Genomic DNA, 21,585 nt, shown 5'->3' with positions numbered 1-21,585 from the left:
CCGTAATCCCGCGGACGTCCGGTGATCTGCTGTCCGGCAACGCCGGTCTGGTCAGTCGACCCGCCGCAACGCGTCGGGCGTGAGATCGGCCAGCGTCGGGTACCCGTCGACGCCCATGATCAGGTCGGCCTCGGCCAGCATCGACCGCAGCACGTGCACGATGCCGTCGGCGCCGCCCAGCGCCAGCCCGTACGCATACGGGCGGCCCACACCTACCGCGGTGGCACCCAGTGCGAGCGCCTTGACGATGTCGGCGCCGTTGCGGACTCCCGAGTCGAACAACACCGGCAGCCCGTCGGCGGCCTCGACCACGCCGGGCAGGCAGTCGATCGCGGGAAGGCCGCCATTGGCTTGGCGCCCACCGTGATTGGAGCAGTAGATACCGTCCACGCCACCATCCTTGGCCCGCCGGACGTCATCGGGGTGACAGATGCCCTTGAGGATCAGCGGCAGCGTGGTCAGTGACCGCAGCCACGGCAGGTCGTCCCAAGTGAGCGGATTGCCGAACAGGCTGACCCAGCGCAGCACGGTGGCCTGCGGGTTCTCCTCGGGCGGCTGCGGCAACCCGGCCCGGAACACCGGGTCGCTGGTGTAGTTGGCCAGGCACTTGCCGCGCAACTGCGGGAAGTTGGAGGTGGCCAGGTCCCGCGGCCGCCAACCCGGCACCCAGGTGTCGAGCGTGACGACGATGCCCTTGAATCCGGCTTTCTCGGCGCGCTGCACCAGGCTGGCGGCCAGATCCTTGTCGGTCGGCGTGTACAGCTGGAAAAAGCCTGGGGTGTCCCCGAATTCGGCGGCGACGTCTTCCAGCGGGTCCTCGGTGAGCGTCGACAACACCATCGGCACCCCGGTGCGCGCGGCGGCGCGGGCGCCGGCCAGATCACCGTGACCGTCCTGCCCGCAGATGCCCAGCACCCCGATCGGTGCCATGAACAACGGCGTCGGCAGTTTGAGCCCGAACAGGTCGACGGACAGGTCGCGTTCCCGGTGGGCGTTCAACATGCGCGGCATCAGCCCCCACCGGTCGAAAGCGGTGCGGTTGACCTGCTGGGTGCGCTCGTCGCCGGCCCCGCCTGCCACATAGGACCAGATCGAGGCCGGCATGGCCGCCTGGGCCTTGGCCTCCAGCCCCGCGTAGTCCATCGGCATGGTCGGCAGCACGCCGGACAGCCCCTGCAGGTAGATCTCGAGTTGATAGTCGCCGTACGCCATGACGGCTACCTTGCCACCTGATCTCAGCCCGCGGTGTCGGCCTCCGCTTTCGCCAGCTCGGCCTTCCACTGCCGGAACGTCTCCTCGGTGCGCCCGCGGCGCCAGTACCCCGAGATCGAACCCGCCCATTTCGCCGCGACACCGCGCTCCTTGCGGATGTAGGGACGCAGGTTGTGCATGACGGCCTGGGCCTCGCCGTGGATGAACACCTGAACCTGACCCGGCAGCCAGGCCGCCTCCTTGACCGCGGCGATCAGCGGTGCGTTGTCTCCGGCCTTGTCGTCACCGACCAGGTCGGCTCGCCCCCCTCGGTGGATCCAGTTGACCTCGACCCCGGCCGGAGCGGTGAGCTCGACCTCGTCCTCATGGCCGGCGACCTCGATGAAGACCTTGCCGGTCGCATCGGCGGGCAAGGCTTCGAGGGCGGCACCGATGGCCGGCAGAGCGGCCTCGTCACCGGCCAACAGGTGCCAGTCAGCGGCCGGGTCCGGGTTGTAGGCCCCACTGGGCCCCATCAGGTAGGCGGGCTGGCCCGGCACCGCTGCCGCGGCCCAGGGTGCGGCCACGCCCTGCTCACCGTGCACGACGAAGTCGATGGTGATCTCGCGGCGCTCCTTGTCGAACCTGCGCACGGTGTAGGTCCGCACCGTGGGGCGCAGTTCGGCGGGCAACTCCTGAAAGCTGTCCAGCGTCAAGGGTTTCGGCAGCGCTGACACATCGACAGCAGCAGGAACGATGGCGAGCTTGACGTAGGCATCGCTGAAGTCGTTGGGCGAGAACGTGTCGAAGCCCGTCCCGTCACCCGATCCGCCCAGCACCAACCTGACCATGTGGTTGGTCAACTGCTCGCGATGCACCACCTGGAATGTGTGCACTGGTCGTCCTGCCATGGCGCCTCCAAGATCATCTGCCGCTCGTTTATTAGCCGACCTCATCGACTATACGGAGACCACGGGCCGGCCTGGGTGCTACGTGAATCAGGCCTCGGATCTCCCCCGGACCCCGGCCGGCCTCACAACAAGTCGGCGGATACCTGGCCCTCCCCTGCCGACCCGGGGGTTACTGAGCGGACCCGGCGCCGACGCGCGATCCGCCAGCATCCGTCGACGCTCTCGACCAGCCCGGCCAACTCCAGCATCGTCAACGGCGCCAGCACCTGGTGCGGCGGAAGCGCGGCGAGCATCGCGATCTCGTCCGCGGTGTGTGCGCCGCGCGCCGGCAGCGCGTCGTAGACCTGTTTCTCAACCGGCGCGAGCCCATCGAGGGGCCCGGCCGGATGGGGTTCCTCTGGCGCCAGTTCGCCTATGCGACCGACGAGTTCGACGATCTGCTCGGCTCGGTCGACCAGGACAGCGTCGTTCCGCAACAGCGCATGGCAGCCCGCCGATGCGGCCGAGGTCACCGGCCCCGGAACGGCACACACTTCCCGGCCCAGCGACCTGGCCCACGCCGCGGTATTGGCCGCGCCGCTGCGCACCCCCGCCTCGACCACCACCGTCGCACCGGAAAGGGCGGCCACCAACCGGTTGCGGGTGAGAAACCTCAACCGGCCCGGCGCTGTCCCGGGCGGATACTCGCTGACCAACAGGCCGTCCTGGCGGATCCGGTGGAACAGCGCGCTGTGCCCGGCCGGGTACGGGTTGTCGATACCACCGGCCACGATCGCGACCGTTACTCCCTCACATGCCAACGCTGCGCGGTGGGCTGCCCCATCGACGCCGTAGGCCCCGCCGGACACCACCGTCACGTCCCGTTCGACCAGACCGGCGGCCAGCTCAGCGGCGACGTGCTCGCCGTAGGCGGTGGCAGCACGGGTCCCGACGATCGCCGCGGCCCGCTCGGCCGCCTCGTCGAGGCGCACGGGCCCGACCGCCCACAACACCAACGGAGGATGAGCATTCGGGCGCTTGAGCTCCTTGTCCCCGCGAAGGGCTCGGAATCGCAGCAGCGGCCACTCGTCGTCATCGGGCGTGATCAATCGCCCACCCATCCTCTCGAGGGCATCCAGGTCCTCTGCCGCACAAACGAATTCCCGCCGCGCCTCGACTCGGCGCAACACCTCGGCGTCGACCTGTCCGGCTCTGACCCGGCCGGCCGCCTCGACCGGACCCACCTGCCTGACCAAGGCCGTCAACTGCGGGCACGGCGGTTCGGCCACCCGCGACAGATACGCCCATGCACGCCGCACCTCGTCGGTCATGCCACACCCCCGGCCTGCCGGAAGCTCAATGCGGTGGCGACGTCCTCATGGGCGGGCATGGTCCGTCCGGCCAGATCCGCCAGGGTCCAGGCGACCCTCAAACACCGGTCGGCACCGCGCATGCTGATCACGCCACGGTCGAGTACCGACCGTAACGGCTCCATCGCGGCTTTGGGCAATCGGAATTCGCGCCGCAGCAGCGGTCCGCCGACCTCTGCATTGGTGCCGATCCCGTACGGTTTCCACCGTTCCCGGGCGGCCAGGCGCGCCGCGGCGACCCGCTCACGGACCACCGCGCTGGACTCGGCCGACTGTGGCATGAACGCCCCTGCGCTGACCGGGTACAGCTCCACCCGCAAGTCGACACGATCCACCAGCGGCCCCGACAACTTGCCCCTGTACCGGAGCTTGGCTTGGGCCGAACAGACGCAATCGGCCGAATTGGGTGGGGCACACGGGCAGGGATTCGCCGCCAGAACCAGTTGGAACCGGGCCGGATAACAGGCCACCCCATCGCGGCGAGCCAACCGGATCTCGCCGTCCTCCAAGGGAGTTCGCAACGCTTCGAGGGCACTTGATCCCATTTCGGCGAACTCGTCGAGAAACAACACACCCCGATGCGCCCGACTGACCGCCCCGGGACGCGCGAACCCACTTCCGCCGCCGACCAGTGCCGCCACGCTCGAGGTGTGGTGCGGCGCCACAAACGGAGGCCGGGTGATCAGCGGTGTGTCTCCCGCCAGCAACCCCGCCACCGAATGAATCGCCGTCACCTCGAGTGATTCAGCCGACGACAGCGGCGGCAACAGGCCCGGAAGCCGTTGCGCCAACATTGTTTTCCCGATACCGGGCGGCCCGGTCAACATCAGGTGATGGGCACCGGCGGCCGCCACCTCGACGGCATAACGGGCCTGGGCCTGCCCGACCACATCGGCGAGATCCGCCGTCGCTTCCAGAGCGTGGCCCGGCGCAGCGACCCGGGCCTGCAGATCGCCCTTACCGTCGAGCCAGGCCTGCAGTTGCCGCAGGGTTCGCACACCGCAGACCTCGATGCCGTCGACCAGACTGGCCTCGGCCAGGTTGTCGACCGGCACCACCACCGTGGGCCAGCCCTCCTGCTTGGCCGCCAGTACCGCCGGCAACACGCCGTGCACCGGACGGACCCGGCCGTCGAGTGCGAGTTCACCGAGCAACACCGACTTTTCCAGCCGTGCCCACGCCGTCTTGGTGTGCGCCGAGAGCACCGCCGCCGCCAGAGCCAGGTCGTAGACCGACCCGACCTTGCGCAACGTGGCCGGGGACAACGCCAACGTCAGGCGCGACATCGGCCACGTGTTGCCGCAATTGGTGATCGCCGCGCGCACCCGGTCCCGCGATTCCTGCAGGGCGGCGTCGGGCAGCCCCACCAGGTTCACGCTGGGCAGCCCCGACGTGATGTCCGCCTCGATCTCCACGATGACGCCGTCCACGCCGCGTACGGCCACCGAATAGGCTCTACCCAAACCCATTTCAACCCACCCCCTTGAGGTGCGTCAGCTCCGGTTCTCGGCGCCGGCCGACGCGCACCCCGATCACATCGATACGCAGCGCGGCGAAGCGAGACTCCTGCTCAGCCAGCCATAGCGCCGCCAACCGGCGGATACGGCGCACCTTCTGCGCCGTGACCGCCTCGGCAAGCCCACCGAAACCGTCCCCCGTGCGGGTCTTCACCTCGACGAAGACCACCGTGTTCGTGGCGACCTCTTCGGCGATCACGTCGAGCTCGCCGTATCGACACCGCCAGTTGCGCGTCAACGTCCGCAACCCCTGTGCCGCCAGATGCTCGACGGCCAACTGTTCACCCAGTGCGCCGATCTCGGCCCGTGTCAGAGAACTCATGCCCACACCGTGCGGACACGGTCCGACAGAACCGGCTCAATCAGGCCGACTTATCCCCAGCGTCGATTTCATCCACAGGCAGGTGGGCACCCTCTCACGCACCGGATTCATCACGAACCACCGCCCGCGCCGCGGACAACAACGATCCATAGTCGCCGGCGAACACCGCTGACAGCGTCCTTTCGAGCAGGCACTCCATGTCCCATAGGACCCGCTGCTCCGCCTGATCGACAAACGGGGCCGGCCGATCCGCGCGGGATGTCCGCGCCAACCAGTCGAACAACACCAGCGCCTCGTCACTGGACAGGTCGATCGTCACACCGGTGCCCTCGAAGCTCATGACCGGATGATCGCACCTGGACATTTCCACAGCTCGGCGATTCCCGGCGTCTCAGGTTTCGCACCCGCCGGCCCCGGTAGTGTCCTTAGGTGATGCTCAGCTAATACCGAGAGGATTCACTTGATGCGCACACGTTGGACCCGCCGGGTTGCTGTTGTCCTGTCGACCGTCGCGGTCGCGGCCGGCATGGTCGCGTGTTCCAGTTCGGAGTCTGACGAGCTGCTGATCTACAACGCCCAGCACGAGTCCCTCACCAAGGAATGGATCGACGCGTTCACCAAGGAGACCGGGATCAAGGTCACCTACCGGCAGGGCGGCGACACCGAGCTCGGCAACCAGCTGGTGGCCGAGGGCAATGCCTCACCCGCCGACGTGTTCCTCACCGAGAACTCCCCGGCGATGGCGGCTGTCGAGAAGGCCGGGCTGTTCGCCGACGTCCAGCAGCAGACCCTCGATCAGGTCCCGGACCAGTTCCGGCCGTCGTCGGGCAAGTGGACCGGCGTGGCGGCCCGCTCGACGGTCTTCGTCTACAACAAGGCCAAGCTGCCGGCCGACCAGCTGCCCCACTCGATCATGGATCTGCAGCAGCCGCAGTGGAAGGGCCGTTGGGGTGCACCGCCGGCCAAGGCGGACTTCCAGGCGATCGTCGCGGCCATCCTCGACCTGAAGGGCGAGCCGGCCACCGCGCAGTGGCTGGCCGGTTTGAAGACCAATGCCGTTGTGCTCCAGGACAACATCGCCACGCTGCGCGCCGTCAACGACGGCCAGGTGGACGGCGGAATCATCTACCACTACTACTGGTTCCGCGATCAGGCCAAGACCAAGGAGATCAGCGGCAACACCGCGCTGCATTACTTCAAGAACCAGGATCCCGGGGCCTTCGTCAGCCTGTCCGGCGGCGGCGTATTGAAATCCAGCAAGAAGCAGGATCAGGCCCAGCAGTTCCTCCGGTTCGTCACCGGCAAGTCCGGTCAGGAGGTGCTACAGAAGGGCACCTCGTTCGAATACCCGGTCGCCAGCGGCGTCGCGGCCAATCCGGCCCTGCCTCCGTTGGACACGTTGCAGGCGCCCGCGGTCAACCCGTCCAATCTCGATGCCGCCAAGGTCACCGATCTGATGACGAAGGCTGGCCTGCTCTAATTGGTCGCGACAGAGCCCCCGTCAACGCCGCCGGCGACGCTGCAGCGCTCCGCAGGCGCACGGCCGGGGCCGGTACTGGGCACCGCCGTGGCGCTGTTGCTGGCGGCCACTTTCATCCCGCTGGGCTACGTCGCCTGGTCGGTGATCACCACCGGTCCGAGCCGCGTGATCGAGCTCGTGGTGCGGCCCCGCGTCGGGGAGCTCCTGCTGAACACCGCGGGCCTGGTGCTGATCACCGTGCCGGTGTGCGTGGTGCTCGGAGTCGGCGCGGCGTGGCTGGTTGAGCGCACCGACCTGCCGGGGCGCACGTGGTGGCGGCCGGTGTTCGTCGCGCCGCTGGCAGTACCGGCGTTCGTCAACAGCTACGCCTGGGTCAGCGTATTGCCGACGTTGCACGGAATGCCGGCAGGCATCCTGATCGCGACGCTGTCGTACTTCCCGTTCGTCTACGTGCCGGCCGCGGCCACACTGCGCCGCATCGATCCGGCACTGGAGGAATCGGCCCGGGCGCTGGGCTCCGGATCGTCCGGGGTGTTCTTTCGGGTGGTACTGCCCCAGCTACGCCTGGCGATCCTGGGCGGCGCCCTGCTGATCGGTGTTCACCTGCTGTCCGAATACGGCGCGTTCGCGATGATCCGCTTCTCGACCTTCACCACCGCGATCTTCGAACAGTTCCAGGCCACCTTCGACGGCGCCGCCGGCGCCACGTTGGCCGCCGTCCTTGTGCTGTTGTGCCTGCTGCTGTTGGTCACCGAGGCGGCGGCCCGCGGCAACGCGCGCTTCGCGCGGATCGGTTCCGGAGCGCAACGCTCCAGTACACCGATGCGCCTGGGCCGCACCATGTTGCCGGCCACCGCCGGGCTACTGACCCTGGCCGCACTGGCCTTGGGAGTGCCGCTGTGGACGCTGACACGGTGGCTGTGGATCGGCGGCGCGCAGGTGTGGGAACCCGCACCGATCGGCACCGCGCTGGCCCAGACGGCCGCGCTGGCCGCTGCTGCCGCGGTCCTGACCACGGTGCTGGCCTTCCCGTTCGCCTGGGTCGCCGTCCGCTACAGCGGCCTGCTGGCCCGCTCGATCGAGGGCGCCAATTTCATCACCAGCTCGATGCCCGGCATCGTCACCGCACTCGCCCTGGTCACCGTGGCGATCCACTACGCTCCCCCGCTCTATCAGACTGCGGCCCTGGTGATCTGCGCCTACGTGCTGCTGTTCCTGCCGCGCGCCCTGGTCAGCCTGCGCTCGGGCCTGGCGCAGGTGCCGCCGTCGGTGGAAGAGGCCTCGCGCTCACTCGGAGCCTCGTCTGCGCGCACGTTCGTGCGTATCACGCTTCGGCTGACCGCCCCGGCCGCGGCTGCCGGCGCCTCGCTGGTATTCGTCGCGGTGGCAACGGAATTGACGGCGACGCTGCTGCTCGCGCCCACCGGCACCCGCACCCTGGCGATGCGGTTCTGGTCGTTGAGCAGCGAACTGGACTACGCCGCAGCGGCGCCCTACGCCCTGATGCTGATCGCCTTGTCGATCCCAGTGACCCTGATGTTGTTGCGCCAGTCGACGAAGGTGGCCGCCCTGTGACCGAGGACGTTCTGCAGGTACGTGGACTCCACAAGTCCTTCAACGGCACCGTCGTGCTCGACGGCATCGACCTGACCCTGACGCCGGGGACCATCACCGCGGTAGTCGGGTCGTCCGGCTGCGGCAAGACCACGCTGCTGCGGGTGATCGCCGGCTTCGAATCCCCCGACGCGGGCACCGTGACCATCGGTGGGCGCCAGATGACAAGCCCCACAAGTACTGTCGCTCCCCACCGCCGCGACGTCGGCTACGTGGCGCAGGACGGCGCGCTGTTCCCGCACCTGACGGTGGCCCAGAACGTGGCCTACGGCCTACCCGAGCGCGGTGCCGCGGCCCGGGCCAGGGTCAACGAGTTGCTGGCTACCGTGTCCCTGGATTCCTCGTTCGCGCAACGCCGGCCGCACCAGCTCTCCGGCGGTCAGCAGCAGCGCGTCGCACTGGCTCGGGCCCTGGCCCGCCGGCCGGTGGTGATGCTGCTAGACGAACCGTTCAGCGCCCTGGACACCGGGCTGCGCGCGGCCACCCGCAAGTCGGTGGCCCGGGCGCTGTCCGACACCGGGGTGACCACCCTGATCGTGACGCACGACCAGGAGGAGGCGCTCTCGATCTCGGATCAGGTCGCGGTGATGCGTGAGGGCAGGTTCACTCAGGTCGGAACCCCCGAGCAGGTGTACCGCCAACCCGCCGACCGGTTCACCGCCGAGTTCCTCGGGGATTGCATCACGGTGCCCGGCACCGTCACCTCAGGGTGGGCCGACAGCGAGCTGGGCCGCATCCCGGTTCAACCCGGCGCCGCCGACGGTCCGTGCACGCTGGTGCTGCGACCCGAACAGCTTGTCGCCACCGCGATCTCGGACAGCGCGGATGATCTCGAAGCGGCAGCCACCGTGGGGACGGTGGTGGCCACCGAGTTCCTCGGCCACGACGTGCTGCTCACCATCGAACCCCCGGCAGCCGGTGAGTCCATCGTCGTGCGTCAGCACAGCCTGAATCCGCCGGCACGTGACACCAAGGTCCGTATCGACGTGCGGGGCACGGGGACGGCGTTGCCTTGAGGCACATCGTCGAGGCGTTGGCGGCCCACGGTGACCGGATCGCGGTGGTGACCGAGACCCAACAGGTCAACTACGCGACTCTTGCCGATCTGGTGTCGCAGGCCTCGGCGGCGCTGGGCCGCGAACGTCGGCTCGTGCTACTCGAAGCACGCAACGACCTGCCCACCCTCATGCACTACCTGGGCGCACTCGCCGGCGGCCACGTAGCCCTGCCGGTACCCACCGGCGGCGATCACCGCGAGATCCTGCGGACCTACTCCCCCGACACCGTGATCGACGCCGGGGGCATCCACCACCGGCGCACCCACAGCACACACCGGCTGCACGACGACCTTGCGCTGCTGATGTCGACTTCGGGCAGCACCGGGTCACCGAAGCTGGTCCGACTGTCACACACCAACCTGGCCGGCAATGCCGCCGCCATCGCCGAGTACCTCGACATCAGTGAAACTGACCGGGCCGCAACCACATTGCCACTGTCCTACTGTTACGGCCTTTCGGTGGTCAACAGCCATCTGCTGCGCGGTGCGGGCCTGATCCTCACGGATCGCTCGGTGGTCGATGACGAGTTCTGGGACCAGTTCACCCGCCACCGTGCCACCACCTTCGCGGGGGTGCCCCACACGTTCGAGCTGCTCGACCGGATCGGCTTCGACAGCATGGACCTACCCCACCTGCGGTACATCACCCAGGCGGGCGGACAGATGGCACCCGATCGGGTGCGTCGTTACGCAGCGCTGGGACGCCGCCGCGGCTGGCAGCTGTTCGTGATGTACGGGGCCACCGAGGCGACCGCCCGGATGGCCTATCTGCCACCGGAATTGGCCCTGTCACATCCTGAATCCATCGGCCGTGCGATCCCAGGCGGCAGCCTGTCCATCCGCCCCGGCGCCGCATGGCCAGACGGTACCGGCGAACTGGTCTACCGCGGCACCAATGTGATGCTCGGGTACGCGCAGCGGCCCGAGGATCTGGCCCTGGGTGCCACCGTCGAAGAGCTGCGCACCGGCGACATCGCGCGGTGCACGCCTGACGGCCACTATGAGATCATCGGCCGCAGTGGCCGGTTCGTGAAACTGTTCGGACTGCGCATCGACCTGGACCGTCTGCAAACCACCCTGGCCGAGCACGGAGTGACGGCGTTGTGCACGGAAGAGGGCGAGACTCTCGCGGTGGCAGCCGTCGGCACCGGTACGGCCACCGCCTACGACGTTCAGCAGTTGACCGCCACCCTGGCGGGTGTGCCGGCCGGAGCGGTGCGGGCTGCGCTCGTCGCCGAGCTGCCCCGGTTGGTCTCGGGCAAGCCCGATTACGCCGCGGTGCGCACGTTGGCCGCCGGACCGCCCGTCGCCGAGGTCACGGATCTGAGGAGACTGTTCGCCGCGGTCCTGCATATCCCTGCCGAATCCATCGACCGCAACGCCAGCTTCGTCGACCTCGGCGGTAACTCACTGACCTATGTGACGATGTCGGTTCGGCTCGAACGCGCCCTGGGAGGGTTGCCGAAGGACTGGCACCGGATTCCGCTGCGGGAACTGGAGCGCAGCGGCCCACCGCGTCTGCGCCGATGGGCGACCGTGGAAACCAGCGTCGCCCTACGGGCTGCGGCCATCGTTCTCATCGTCGGCTCGCACGCCGAGTTGTTCGCGCTGTGGGGCGGTGCGCACATTCTGCTGGGGGTGGCCGGCTACAACTTCGGCCGGTTCTGCCTGACACCGGTGCCACGGTCGACCCGGTTGCGTCACCTGCGCAACACGATCGCCTGGATCGCGGTGCCCTCGATCGTGTGGGTCGCCGTCGCGCTGATCCTCACCGACGACTACCACGCGTCGAACCTGTTGCTGGCCAACAAGTTCCTCGGGCCACACGACAGCATGACCGCCGGGCGGTTGTGGTTCGTCGAGGTGCTGTTCTGGATCCTGGTGGCGCTGACCGTGGTGTGCGCGCTGCCGGGAGCCGACCGGCTGGAGCGACGCCGCCCGTTCGCCTTCGCCGCGGCGTTCCTGGCGGTGGGGCTGGTATTGCGTTACGACCTACCCGGTTTCGGGTTGGGTCGCGAAGCCTGGTTCACGGTGCTGGCGTTCTGGTTCTTCGCGGCCGGATGGGCGGCGGCCAAGGCCACAGCCACCTGGCAGCGGATGATCGTCACGGTGGTGCTCGCGATCGGGTTGCACGGCTACTTCGGCAACAGTGGCCGAGAAACCCTGGTGCTGGCGGGGTTCGTGCTGCTGATCTGGCTGCCCGCGGTGCGCTGTCCCGCCGTGGTGGCGGCAGGCTGCGGGTTGCTGGCCGAGGCGTCGCTGTACATCTACCTCACCCACTATCAGATCTACCCGCTGTTCGGTGACCACCGGGTGATCGGGGTGCTGGCCGCACTGATCGTGGGCGTGGCACTCACGTACCTCGTGAACGTGACACGGAAGCAGTTGGCGGGCAGAACCTCACGCCGGATCGCGCTCGGCGACCAGCCCCTCCTGCACCAGGGTGGCGGCGACTGCACCGTCGGAGCGCAACAGGCTCGACGTGATCAGGCCGCGGCCCCGCGCGGCAGCCGGTGAGCGCGACTCCAGCAGATTCCACTCCCCGGCGCGCACCGGACGGTGAAACCAGATCGACGAATCCGTCGTGCCACTGCGGTGACTGCGCGAACGCATGCTGTGCCCGTGCACGGCCAACGCCGGATCGATGCCGTACAGGTCGGTGATGTACACCGCGATCAGCGTGTGCACCAACGGATCGTCGGGCAGGTCGGTGGTGACCCGCCACCACATCCGGCGCACGAACTCGTCGCCCGCCCCGTCGTCGGCGATGCGAATGTCGAACTCGTCGAGAGGCAGGGACGGCGCCGGTCCGGGCGGGCCGGTGCACGACAGGACCTCTGGATCGTGCGGCATCGCCCCCAACCCGTGCTCGGGTCCGGCAAGCGCCGTCGCGAACGACACCGTTGCCGTCGTCAGCATGCGGCCGTGCTCATACGACTCGACGCGCCGGGCCGAGGCGGTGCGCCCGTCATACACCCGGTGCACGCGGTGCTCGACCGCCTCCCCGGCGTCCCCGCCGCGCAGGAACTGCAGGTGCATGTTGGTCGGCGCCCGGTCATCGCCCACAGTCCGGCAGGCGGCCGCCAGGCTCTGCGCGGCCAGCAGACCGCCATAGGCCCGCTTGCCGGCCGGACCGCTGGCCTGTCCGGTGAAGACAGCGACCTCGGCCACGGTGCTGGTTTCGGCGTCGGCCCGTACGTCCAACAGCGTCAGCAGTGTGCTCACCGTTCGTCGGTACCCGTTGCGACGGTGCCGGATTCGGTCAGCGCCACGATCTCGTCGGCACCCAGCCCGAGGTGCTCGGCCAGTACGGCGGTGGTGTCATCCCCGAGTGCGGGCGCGGGGACCGCGGGCGGGTATATCCCACCGATCGATACGGGCAGACCCGGTGCCAGGTACGTACCGATGCGGGGTTGCTCCAGTGGGGTGAACAGCGGGTTGGCGACCACCCGCTCGTTGACGGCAACTTCGGCGAAGCTGCGGTACCGCTCCCACAGCACCGAGGTACCCGAGAGCGCCGCGCTGATCTCCTCGGCGGTGCGCTCGCTGAACCAGAGAGTAAATAGGCCGGTCAGGGCGTCGCGGTGGGTGTAGCGCTGACCTTCGTCGCTGAAGTCGGCCCCGAATGCCTCGGCAAGGGCGGCAACGGCTTTGGTGGTCCCGGTGACCTCGGTGAGGTCGCGGAAATGCCGGCCGGTCAGCGCCACGAGCATGAAGCCGACGCCGTCGCTGCTGGTGAAGTTCTGCCCGTAGGTGCCGTACAGGGTGTTGCCGAGCCGTTCGCGGCCGGTGCCGTTGATCATCACCTCGGTCAGGAATCCGAGATTGCCCGCCGTGGCGAGTGCGACGTTCTCCAGGGGAATGCTGATCCGTGCGCCCGCACCAGTGGAATCGCGGTGGCGCAGTGCGGCACTGACTGCCAGCGCCACATACAACCCGCAGCTCACATCCCAGGCCGGCAGCACATGGTTGACCGGGGTGGCCAACTGCGCAGGCCCCGTGACCATCGGGAAGCCCAACCCGGCGTTGACCGTGTAATCCACCCCGGTGCCGCCGTCGGCGCGCCCCGACACCTCGACGTGGATCAGGTCGGGGCGTAACGCGGACAGGACATCGTACGAATGCCATTGCCGTCCAGCCACATTCGTGATGAGTACGCCGGCCTCGGCGATCAGCCGCTGCACCAGTTGCTGTCCCTCAGGTGAGCGCATATCGGCGGCCAGCGAGCGCTTGCCCTTGTTCAGGCCGGCCCAGTAGATGCTGTCGCCGCCATCGGTGAGCGGCCAGCGGTGATAGTCGGCAGCTCCCCCGATGGGATCCACCCGCACTACCTCGGCACCCAACTGGGCAAGGGTCATGCCGGCCAGCGGCACGGCGACGAAGCTGGAGATCTCGATGATGCGCACCCCGGCCAGCGGACGGGTCTGATCCGGCGTCACAGGTTCTGCCATTCGGTCAAGCTATCAAGCCCGTTCACCGACCAGTTTCACCGCGGCGCCCTCGATGGTGTCCTCGGACAACAGCACCTCCAGTGCGGCATCGCCGAGTGGGATGAAGCTGTCGGCACTGGCCACCCGCTGCACCCGGCCGGTGAAGCCGTGGTCGACCAGTTCGGCCAGCACCCCTTCACCCACACCCCCGGTACGGCGGGTCTCATCGACGATGAGCACCCGGCCGGTCGTGTCCGCCTCGCGCAGCATGTCCTCGACCGGCAGCGGCGACAGCCAACGCAAGTCGACCACACGGGCCGCGATGCCGGCCTCGGCCAACCGACGGGCCACCCGAAGGCTCATCCACAGTCCGTTCCCGAACGTCAGGATGGTCAGATCAGTGCCGTCGCCGTAGGTGCGGGCCCGGCCGATTTGTACCGGCTCCCCAGGGTAGGGCGCCGGCCACTGCTGGTCGCCGTCCTCGTAGAGGTCCTTGGTGTGATACAGCGCGATCGGTTCGAGGTAAATACACACCACGCCAGCACTTTTCGCTGCGGCAACACACGTGTGCAGCATCGCCGCGGCATCGTCGGGCCGGGCCGGCGAGGCGATCACCACTCCGGGGATGTCGCGGATCGCCGCGATCGAGTCGTCGTTGTGGAAATGACCGCCGAATCCCTTCTGGTAGCCGTAGCCCGCGATCCGCACCACCATCGGGTTGCGGTACTGCCGGTTGGAGAAGAACTGCAGCGTGGCTCCCTCGCCGCGGATCTGGTCGGCGGCGTTGTGCAGATAGGCCAGGTACTGGATCTCCGGGATCGGCAGCAGGCCCGAGACACCCGCTCCCAAGGCCAGGCCGAGAATCGTTTGTTCGTCAAGCAGGGTGTCGAATACCCGCGCGGGTCCGGCAGCAGCCTGCAGGCCGCGGGTCACCCCGTAGACCCCACCCTTGCGGGCGATGTCCTCACCGAACGCGATCGCCTCCGGGTGCTGCGCCAGCACATCCTTGAGGGCCCGGTTGATGGCGAGAGCCAGGGTCAGTGGCGGCCCACCGGGCTCTCCCGGGACGGCGACGGACACCGCCCGGGCGTCGTCGAGCGTTTCGCGCAGCGGTTGCATCACCGCCGTCGCGCTGTCGAGCTGCGCAGACCGGCAGAGCTCCCCCGCCAGGTCGATCACCTCGGCGCGCTTGGCCTCGTAGCGTCGCAGCACCTGTTCTGGCGTCAGGATGCCATGGGCAACAAGTGTTCTCGCGGTATTGAGTACCGGGTCACGCTCATAGTCGGCAACGATGTCGGCGGGCCGCCGGTAGGCCTGTTCGTAGTCGGTGCCTGCATGTCCCATCAATCGCACCGTACGCAGATGCAGGAACGCAGGCTTGCGCTCGCGGCGGACCCAACCGGCCGCGGCGCGTGCGGTATCGAACGCATCGACAAGGTCGCTGCCGTCGGCCGCGAAGTACCTCAGTCCCGCACGGTCCCCATAGGCGCGGGCGATCCAGCCGCGCGGCGTCGGCGTGCTGATCCCGATGCCGTTGTCCTCACAGACGAACAGCAGCGGCATCGGCAGGCCCTGGTAAGCGGCGTGCAGGGCCGCGTTGACAGCGCCGACAGTCGTCGAGTGATTGGCCGAGGCGTCCCCGAAGCTGCACACCGTGACCGCATCCTCCGGCCATGGGCAGGTCACACCGAGCTTGCGGGTGCGGGCGATCGAGAACGCCACCCCGACCGACCGTGGCAGATGTGAGGCAATGGTGGAGGTCTGCGGAATGATGTTCAGGTCGTGACGGCCGAACACCTTGTGCCGCCCACCGGAGATCGGTTCGGCGGTGGCCGCCACCAACCCGAGCAGCACGTCACGCAGTGGATCAGAGCCGTCGACCTGCGCGGCGCGGGCCAGGTAGAAGCCGCCCGACCGGTAGTGCAGCAGCGCCGGATCGCTGGGGCGCAGTGCCGCGGCGACGGCGGCGTTGCCCTCGTGCCCGGAGGATCCGATGGTGTAGAAGCCCTGCCCCTGTGAGCGCAGCCAACGCGCGGCCAGGTCCAGGTGCCTGCTGCCCAGCTGAGCATCGAAGAGCTCCAAGGGATTCCGCACGTTCAGCGTCGGCACTCCCCCGGGGCCCGGCGCGCTGAGCGCCGATACCGTCGCGGTGAAATACGAGTCGATGGGCTCGATTGTCATCTCAGATCAGCTCGATCGCCTCGGCGATCGACGGCAGCACCCGGCTGGGCCGGAACGGATAACGCTCGATGTCCTCGACCGACGTCGAACCGGTGAGCACCAAGATGGTGTCCAGCCCCGCCTCGATCCCGGCCACCACATCGGTGTCCATCCGGTCCCCCACCATCACGGTGTTCTCCGAGTGTGCCTCGATCCGATTGAGCGCGCTGCGGAACATCATCGGATTGGGCTTGCCGACGAAGTAGGGATCGCGGCCGGTGGCCTTGGTGATCATCGCGGCCACCGACCCGGTCGCGGGCAGCGGCCCCTCCGCCGACGGGCCGCTGACGTCAGGGTTGGTGGCGATGAACCGGGCACCGCCGAGGATCAGCCGGACGGCTTTGGTGATCGCCTCGAACGAATACGTGCGGGTCTCACCCAACACCACGTAGTCCGGATCGATGTCGGTCAGGGTGTAACCGGCCTCGTGCAGGGCGGTGGTCAGCCCGGCCTCACCGATCACATAGGCCGAGCCCCCCGGCAGCTGATCATCGAGGAACGCGGCCGTCGCCAGGGCCGACGTCCAGATCGACGCCTCGGGGACGATCAAGCCCGAGCGCGCCAAACGGGCGGCCAAATCACGCGGCGTGAAGATCGAGTTGTTGGTCAGCACCAGAAACGGCCGTTGCTTGTCGGCCAATGTCTGCAGGAATTCGGCGGCACCCGGCAGCGCATATTCTTCGCGCACCAGGACGCCGTCCATGTCGGTTAGCCAGCACTGGGCAGGTGAACGCACGGGTCCAGTGTCCCAATTCGCGCTACGGATCAGGGCTCAACCGGGCAATAGCGGTGTAAAACGCACACCGAGACTGCACTCAGGGACAGATTTTTCGCGATTCTTGTCCCTGAGCGCAGTCTCAGTGAAGGGCAGCCCCAGAGATCAGTTCGTGTGCTGATCGGCGACGTCGAGCGCCTTGTCCAGGATCGCCAGACCCTCGCGCGCCTCCTCCTCCGTGACGTTGCACGGCGGCACCACGTGGACGCGGTTGAAGTTGGCGAACGGCAGCAGGCCGTTGGCCTTGCACGCGCCGATCACGGCGTTCATCGCCGGGCTGGAGCCACCGTAGGGCGCCAACGGCTCCCGGGCCTGCTGATCCGCGACCAGTTCGACGGCCCAGAACACACCGGCGCCGCGCACCTCGCCGACGCTGCGGTGCTTGGCGGCCAGCTCGGCCAGGCCCGGCGCCAGCACCTCGGCACCGATCTTGGCCGCGTTCTCGACCATGCCCTCGTCGGCCATCGCGTTGATGGTCGCCACGGCGGCCGCGGTGGCCAGCGGATGACCGGAGTAGGTCAGCCCACCCGGGTAGGAACGATGCGCGAACGTCTCGTAGATGGCCGGGCTGATCGCCACACCACCGAGCGGCACGTAACCGGAGTTCACGCCCTTGGCGAAGGTGAGCAGATCGGGCACCACGTCGAAGTGGTCGATGGAGAACCACTTTCCGCTGCGGCCGAATCCCGCCATCACCTCGTCGGCGATGAACACGATGCCGTAGCGATCGCAGATCTCCCGCACCCCGGCCATGTATCCGGGCGGGGGCACCATGATGCCGGCAGTACCCGGGATCGACTCCAGGATGATCGCGGCGATGGTGGACGGGCCCTCCATCTGGATCATCTTGTCGAGGTACTCCAGCGCGCGCTGGGATTCCTGTTCCTCGGTCTCGGCGTAGAACGACGAGCGATACAGGAACGGTCCGTTGAAGTGCACGACGCCGGCGTTGCCGCGGTCGTTGGGCCAGCGCCGCGGATCACCGGTCAGGTTGATCGCGGTGTCGGTGCCGCCGTGGTAGGCGCGGTACCGCGACAGCACCTTGTAGCGGCCGGTGTGCAGACGGGCCATGCGCACCGCATGCTCGACCGCGTCGGCGCCGCCGTTGGTGAAGAACACCTTGTTCAGATCGCCGGGGGTGCGCTCGGCGATCAGCCGGGCCGCCTCCGAGCGGGCCGCATTGGCGTACTGCGGGGCCACCGTGCACAGCTTGGCGGCCTGCTCGGCAATGGCGGCAACAACTTTCGGGTGCTGGTGGCCGATGTTGGTGTTGACCAACTGGCAGGAGAAGTCCAGCAAGCGGTTGCCGTCACCGTCCCACACGTAGGAGCCCTGCGCGGCGGTGATCGTCATCGGCGAGATCTCCTCCTGCGCCGACCAGGAGTGGAACACGTGTGCGCGGTCGAGTTCATAGGCCCGCGCGGCCTCGGCCTTCGCCGCCTCCACGGTCAACCCGTTGGGCAGCACGGCGGACTCTTGAGTCACAGTCATGGCTGAAATTCTCTCACTTGTTCTCGGGGAAGCCGAGGTTGATGCCACCGTGGCTGGGGTCAAGCCAGCGGGTGGTGATGGCCTTGGTGCGAGTGAAGAAGTGCACGCCTTCGGCGCCGTGTGCGTGGCTGTCACCGAACAGCGAAGCCTTCCAGCCGCCAAAGCTGTAGTAGGACATCGGAACCGGGATCGGCACGTTGATGCCGACCATGCCCACCTCGACCTCGTTCTGGAAGCGCCGTGCGGCGCCGCCGTCGTTGGTGAAGATGGCGGTGCCGTTGCCGTAGGGATTGTTGTTGATCAACGCAAGAGCCTCGTCGTAGGTCTCCACCCGCAGCACCGACAGCACCGGGCCGAAGATCTCGTCGGTGTAGACGCTCATCTCGGGGGTGACGTTGTCCAGCAGGGTCGGGCCCAACCAGAATCCGTCGGCCCCGCCGTTGGCGATCACGGTGCGGCCGTCAACCACGACCTTGGCACCGTCGGCCTCGCCGGCGTCGATGTAGGAGGCCACCTTGTCCCGGTGAACCTTGGTGACCAGCGGACCCATGTCCGAATCCTTGGTTCCGTCACCGGTTTTGATGGTGCTGGCGCGCTCGGCGATCTTGGCGACCAGCTCGTCGGCGATCGGGCCGACGGCGACGGCGGCCGAGATGGCCATGCAGCGCTCACCGGCAGAACCGAAGCCCGCGTTGACCATGGCGTCGGCGGCCAGGTCCAGATCGGCGTCGGGCAGGATCACCGCGTGGTTCTTGGCTCCGCCCAGGGCCTGTACGCGCTTGCCGGCCGCGGTGGCGGTGGCGTAGACGTACTGGGCGATCGGGGTGGACCCGACGAAGGAGATCGCCTTGATCTTAGGGTTGGTCAGCAGCTCGTCGACCGCGGTCTTGTCGCCCTGCAGCACGTTGAACACGCCCTCGGGCAGGCCGGCCTCGGCCCACAACCGGGCCATCCACAGCGCGGCGCTGGGATCCTTCTCCGAGGGCTTGAGCACGACGGTGTTGCCCGCAGCGATGGCGATCGGGAAGAACCACATCGGCACCATGGCCGGGAAGTTGAACGGCGAGATGATGCCGACCGGGCCCAGCGGCTGCAGCACGGAATGCACGTCGACGTTGGTCGAGGCGTTCTCGGTGAACCCGCCCTTGAGCAGATTCGGGATACCGCAAGCGAACTCGACGACCTCCAGACCGCGGCTCACCTCGCCGAGCGCATCGGAGAGCACCTTGCCGTGCTCGCTGGTGATGATCGCGGCGAGTTCTTCCTTGCGGGCGTTGAGCAGCTCGCGGAACGCGAACAGCACCGAGGTGCGCTTGGTCAGCGACGCGTCACGCCAGGCCGGGAACGCCGCAACCGCGGCATCGATCACCGCACGCGCGTCATCCACGCTGGCCAGCGCGACCTCGCCGGTGACCTCGCCTGTCGCCGGATTGGTAACCGGGGCCGTGGCCGCCGAAGCGCCGGCAAATACCTTGCCGTCGCGCCAGTGCTGGATGACATTGCTCATGGATTCCGACCCTTCCTGTGGCGGTAAGTACAGGTATTACTCTGGGTCACCATCGGCTCCGTCGAAGCCATCATCTTGTAAGTCTGGCCGATTAGTTCATTACACTTTGTAAAATGATCCCAACCGTGCGCGACATCGTAGGACTCCCGGTGGTGCAGGCCGGCGAGCCCGAGGTCCTCAGCGCACAACAACTGGACCGCCCGGTGCGCTGGGTTCACGTGAGCGATATGCCCGACCTGGCCGGGCTGCTGCAGGGCGGCGAGCTGGTGCTGACCACCGGCGCGGCACTGCGCGATGCGCCGCGCGACTATCTGCGACGGATGCAGCGGGCCGGCGTCGTCGGCGTCGTCGTCGAACTGGGCACCCGTATCGAATCGCTGCCCACCAGCGTCGGCGAAATGGCCCAGACCCTCGGCCTGGCGCTGGTGGTGCTGCACCAGCAGACCAAGTTCGTCGAGGTGACCGAGGCGGTGCACCGGCTCATCGTCGCCGACCAGTACGAGGAGCTCGAGTTCGCCCACCGCACCCACCAGACGTTCACCGAGCTCAGCATGAAACGCCCGTCGATGGCGGACATCGTGCGGGCGACGGCCGAGATGATCGACGAATCGGTGGTGTTGGAGGACCTGTCCCGCCAGGTACTGGCGATCTCCCCCCGCCATGAGCCGGCCACCACCGTGCTCACCGACTGGCAGCGCAGATCCCGGGCGATGACCGAACCCTGGGCGACCACCGCCGTCGGACCTCGCACCGAGGAGTGGGGCCGGCTCATCGTGCCGCACGCCCCTGCCGCCCCGGCCAAGACCAAGATGGTCCTGGAACGGGCCGCACAGGCACTGGCCCTGCACCGGATGGCCGAACGCGGACGGACCGGCCTCGAGCATCAGGCCCAGAGCGGGTTGATCGACGACGTCCTTGGCGGGCGGATCGCTGACGACCGTGAGGCCGACGCCCGCGCCCTGGCCCTCGGCCTGCGCGCCTCGGGGCCCTACCTGCCGACCACCGTCCGGGTGGGCGCGCCGGCGGACCGGCTCGACCCCGTCGGCACCCAACGCCGCAACCTCCGCATCCTCGACGCGGTCACCCACGGCGTGAAATCCCAAGGGCACAGCGCGATCTGCTCCATCCGGCGCGACGGTGAGATCGGCCTGGTGCTTGCTCTCAACCCGCGACGTGGGGTGAGCGCCGATGCCACACTCAGCCGCCTGGCCGAGGGCTGGCGCGAGGCGGTCGCCCGCGGCGGCGACGCCGACAAGGTCATCATCGCCGTCGGCGGCAACGCCGGTGCGTTCGCCGATGCCGTACACGGCCTGCGCGAGGCGACCCACGTCGCCGAGGTCGCGGCGTCGATGTCGGACCTGCCACGCCCGTTCGTACGCGCCTCCGACGTCCGCCTGCGTGGACTGATCACCCTGCTGCTCGATGATCCCCGGGTCCAGATGTTCGCCGAGACCGAACTCAAGGCCCTGTTGATCCACGACGCCGAGCGGGGCAGTGACGACATGGAGGTGCTGCGGGGTTACCTGGAACTGGCAGCCAACAAGTCCGCACTGGCCAAACGCCTGCACATGAGCCGTCCCGCGCTCTACAACCGGCTGGCCTCGATCGAACGCCGCCTCGGCGTCAACCTCGATGACGGTGAATCGATGACCTCACTGCACGTGGCGCTGCTCGTGCTCGACGCGCAGGGCAGCGCCAGTCCGCAGCCGACACCCTGATCC

The 21,585-nt window shown here is 68.2% G+C and carries 17 protein-coding genes; 5 read left to right on the top strand and 12 right to left on the bottom strand.

Annotation, left to right across the window (positions count from 1 at the left end):
• Positions 1 to 51: 51 nt before the first annotated feature.
• The 6 genes from EYZ64_RS12125 to EYZ64_RS12100 form a co-directional block, all read right to left on the bottom strand.
• Complete coding sequence (locus EYZ64_RS12125) at positions 52 to 1,212, bottom strand: alpha-hydroxy-acid oxidizing protein (protein WP_135453646.1); 1,161 nt, start codon at positions 1,210 to 1,212, stop codon at positions 52 to 54.
• A 23-nt stretch (positions 1,213 to 1,235) separates the two neighbouring features.
• The gene (locus EYZ64_RS12120) at positions 1,236 to 2,102 is read right to left on the bottom strand and encodes a siderophore-interacting protein (RefSeq protein WP_135453645.1); all 867 of its coding nucleotides are present in this window, start codon (positions 2,100 to 2,102) and stop codon (positions 1,236 to 1,238) included.
• Between the two features lie 122 nt (positions 2,103 to 2,224).
• A complete protein-coding gene (gene dprA / locus EYZ64_RS12115) occupies positions 2,225 to 3,412 on the bottom strand; it encodes a DNA-processing protein DprA (protein WP_135453644.1) in 1,188 nt (395 codons plus the stop codon).
• Positions 3,409 to 4,920, bottom strand: coding sequence for a YifB family Mg chelatase-like AAA ATPase (locus tag EYZ64_RS12110; protein WP_135453643.1), 1,512 nt, complete (start codon positions 4,918 to 4,920; stop codon positions 3,409 to 3,411). The genes dprA and EYZ64_RS12110 overlap by 4 nt, the downstream gene beginning before the upstream one ends.
• A 1-nt stretch (position 4,921) precedes the next feature.
• Positions 4,922 to 5,290, bottom strand: coding sequence for a YraN family protein (locus EYZ64_RS12105; protein ID WP_167857800.1), 369 nt, complete (start codon positions 5,288 to 5,290; stop codon positions 4,922 to 4,924).
• A gap of 94 nt (positions 5,291 to 5,384) precedes the next feature.
• Positions 5,385 to 5,630, bottom strand: a complete 246-nt coding sequence (locus EYZ64_RS12100) for a hypothetical protein (RefSeq protein WP_135453641.1) — start codon at positions 5,628 to 5,630, stop codon at positions 5,385 to 5,387.
• A 123-nt stretch (positions 5,631 to 5,753) separates the two neighbouring features.
• Here EYZ64_RS12100 and EYZ64_RS12095 point away from each other — a divergent pair, with 123 nt between their 5' ends.
• The 4 genes from EYZ64_RS12095 to EYZ64_RS12080 are packed head-to-tail and all read left to right on the top strand — an operon-like array spanning position 5,754 to position 11,958.
• Entirely contained in the window at positions 5,754 to 6,770 is a 1,017-nt protein-coding gene (locus tag EYZ64_RS12095; protein WP_135453640.1) for an iron ABC transporter substrate-binding protein, read from the top strand.
• Complete coding sequence (locus EYZ64_RS12090; protein ID WP_135453639.1) at positions 6,771 to 8,345, top strand: ABC transporter permease; 1,575 nt, start codon at positions 6,771 to 6,773, stop codon at positions 8,343 to 8,345. It begins immediately after the preceding gene.
• Positions 8,342 to 9,400: an ABC transporter ATP-binding protein gene (locus tag EYZ64_RS12085; RefSeq protein WP_135453638.1), complete on the top strand. Its 1,059-nt coding sequence runs from the start codon at positions 8,342 to 8,344 to the stop codon at positions 9,398 to 9,400. The genes EYZ64_RS12090 and EYZ64_RS12085 overlap by 4 nt, the downstream gene beginning before the upstream one ends.
• On the top strand, positions 9,397 to 11,958 hold the full coding sequence (locus tag EYZ64_RS12080; protein ID WP_135453637.1) for an AMP-binding protein: 2,562 nt from the start codon (positions 9,397 to 9,399) through the stop codon (positions 11,956 to 11,958). Before EYZ64_RS12085 ends, EYZ64_RS12080 begins: the two co-directional genes overlap by 4 nt.
• On the opposite strand, the gene EYZ64_RS12075 is transcribed toward EYZ64_RS12080, so the two are convergent.
• From EYZ64_RS12075 to EYZ64_RS12050, 6 genes are all read right to left on the bottom strand, one after another.
• Entirely contained in the window at positions 11,842 to 12,666 is an 825-nt protein-coding gene (locus EYZ64_RS12075) for an acyl-CoA thioesterase (RefSeq protein ID WP_167857799.1), read from the bottom strand. The genes EYZ64_RS12080 and EYZ64_RS12075 overlap by 117 nt on opposite strands.
• Positions 12,663 to 13,892 (bottom strand): CoA transferase, encoded by a 1,230-nt coding sequence (locus EYZ64_RS12070; RefSeq protein WP_135453636.1) that lies wholly within the window; start codon positions 13,890 to 13,892, stop codon positions 12,663 to 12,665. Before EYZ64_RS12070 ends, EYZ64_RS12075 begins: the two co-directional genes overlap by 4 nt.
• Before the next feature lie 12 nt (positions 13,893 to 13,904).
• Positions 13,905 to 16,052 carry a thiamine pyrophosphate-dependent enzyme gene (locus EYZ64_RS12065; RefSeq protein WP_135453635.1) on the bottom strand — a complete coding sequence of 716 codons (2,148 nt, stop codon included), beginning with the start codon at positions 16,050 to 16,052 and terminating at the stop codon, positions 13,905 to 13,907.
• 1 nt (position 16,053) lies between these two features.
• Complete coding sequence (locus tag EYZ64_RS12060; RefSeq protein WP_135453634.1) at positions 16,054 to 16,827, bottom strand: HAD-IIA family hydrolase; 774 nt, start codon at positions 16,825 to 16,827, stop codon at positions 16,054 to 16,056.
• Positions 16,828 to 16,971: 144 nt separating this feature from the next.
• Positions 16,972 to 18,357: an aspartate aminotransferase family protein gene (locus tag EYZ64_RS12055; protein WP_135453633.1), complete on the bottom strand. Its 1,386-nt coding sequence runs from the start codon at positions 18,355 to 18,357 to the stop codon at positions 16,972 to 16,974.
• Between the two features lie 13 nt (positions 18,358 to 18,370).
• Positions 18,371 to 19,864, bottom strand: coding sequence for a CoA-acylating methylmalonate-semialdehyde dehydrogenase (locus EYZ64_RS12050; RefSeq protein WP_135453632.1), 1,494 nt, complete (start codon positions 19,862 to 19,864; stop codon positions 18,371 to 18,373).
• A 113-nt stretch (positions 19,865 to 19,977) separates the two neighbouring features.
• Between EYZ64_RS12050 and EYZ64_RS12045 the strand changes: the two genes are divergently transcribed.
• Positions 19,978 to 21,582: a PucR family transcriptional regulator gene (locus EYZ64_RS12045; RefSeq protein WP_135453631.1), complete on the top strand. Its 1,605-nt coding sequence runs from the start codon at positions 19,978 to 19,980 to the stop codon at positions 21,580 to 21,582.
• Positions 21,583 to 21,585 lie beyond the last annotated feature (3 nt).

It is taken from the genome of Mycobacterium sp. DL99, assembly GCF_004762045.1.
Lineage (GTDB): Bacteria > Actinomycetota > Actinomycetes > Mycobacteriales > Mycobacteriaceae > Mycobacterium.
This window is presented reverse-complemented; position numbering and strand designations above follow the sequence as displayed.

Excerpts from the sequence above, each read along its gene's own strand:
- EYZ64_RS12100 (WP_135453641.1), bottom strand. The coding sequence starts at position 5,630 with ATGAGCTTCGAGGGCACCGGTGTGACGATCGACCTGTCCAGTGACGAG.
- EYZ64_RS12055 (WP_135453633.1), bottom strand. The coding sequence starts at position 18,357 with ATGACTGTGACTCAAGAGTCCGCCGTGCTGCCCAACGGGTTGACCGTG.
- EYZ64_RS12065 (WP_135453635.1), bottom strand. The coding sequence starts at position 16,052 with ATGACAATCGAGCCCATCGACTCGTATTTCACCGCGACGGTATCGGCG.
- EYZ64_RS12050 (WP_135453632.1), bottom strand. The coding sequence starts at position 19,864 with ATGAGCAATGTCATCCAGCACTGGCGCGACGGCAAGGTATTTGCCGGC.
- EYZ64_RS12070 (WP_135453636.1), bottom strand. The coding sequence starts at position 13,892 with ATGGCAGAACCTGTGACGCCGGATCAGACCCGTCCGCTGGCCGGGGTG.
- EYZ64_RS12105 (WP_167857800.1), bottom strand. The coding sequence starts at position 5,290 with ATGAGTTCTCTGACACGGGCCGAGATCGGCGCACTGGGTGAACAGTTG.
- dprA (WP_135453644.1), bottom strand. The coding sequence starts at position 3,412 with ATGACCGACGAGGTGCGGCGTGCATGGGCGTATCTGTCGCGGGTGGCC.
- EYZ64_RS12110 (WP_135453643.1), bottom strand. The coding sequence starts at position 4,920 with ATGGGTTTGGGTAGAGCCTATTCGGTGGCCGTACGCGGCGTGGACGGC.
- EYZ64_RS12120 (WP_135453645.1), bottom strand. The coding sequence starts at position 2,102 with ATGGCAGGACGACCAGTGCACACATTCCAGGTGGTGCATCGCGAGCAG.
- EYZ64_RS12125 (WP_135453646.1), bottom strand. The coding sequence starts at position 1,212 with ATGGCGTACGGCGACTATCAACTCGAGATCTACCTGCAGGGGCTGTCC.
- EYZ64_RS12095 (WP_135453640.1), top strand. The coding sequence starts at position 5,754 with ATGCGCACACGTTGGACCCGCCGGGTTGCTGTTGTCCTGTCGACCGTC.
- EYZ64_RS12045 (WP_135453631.1), top strand. The coding sequence starts at position 19,978 with ATGATCCCAACCGTGCGCGACATCGTAGGACTCCCGGTGGTGCAGGCC.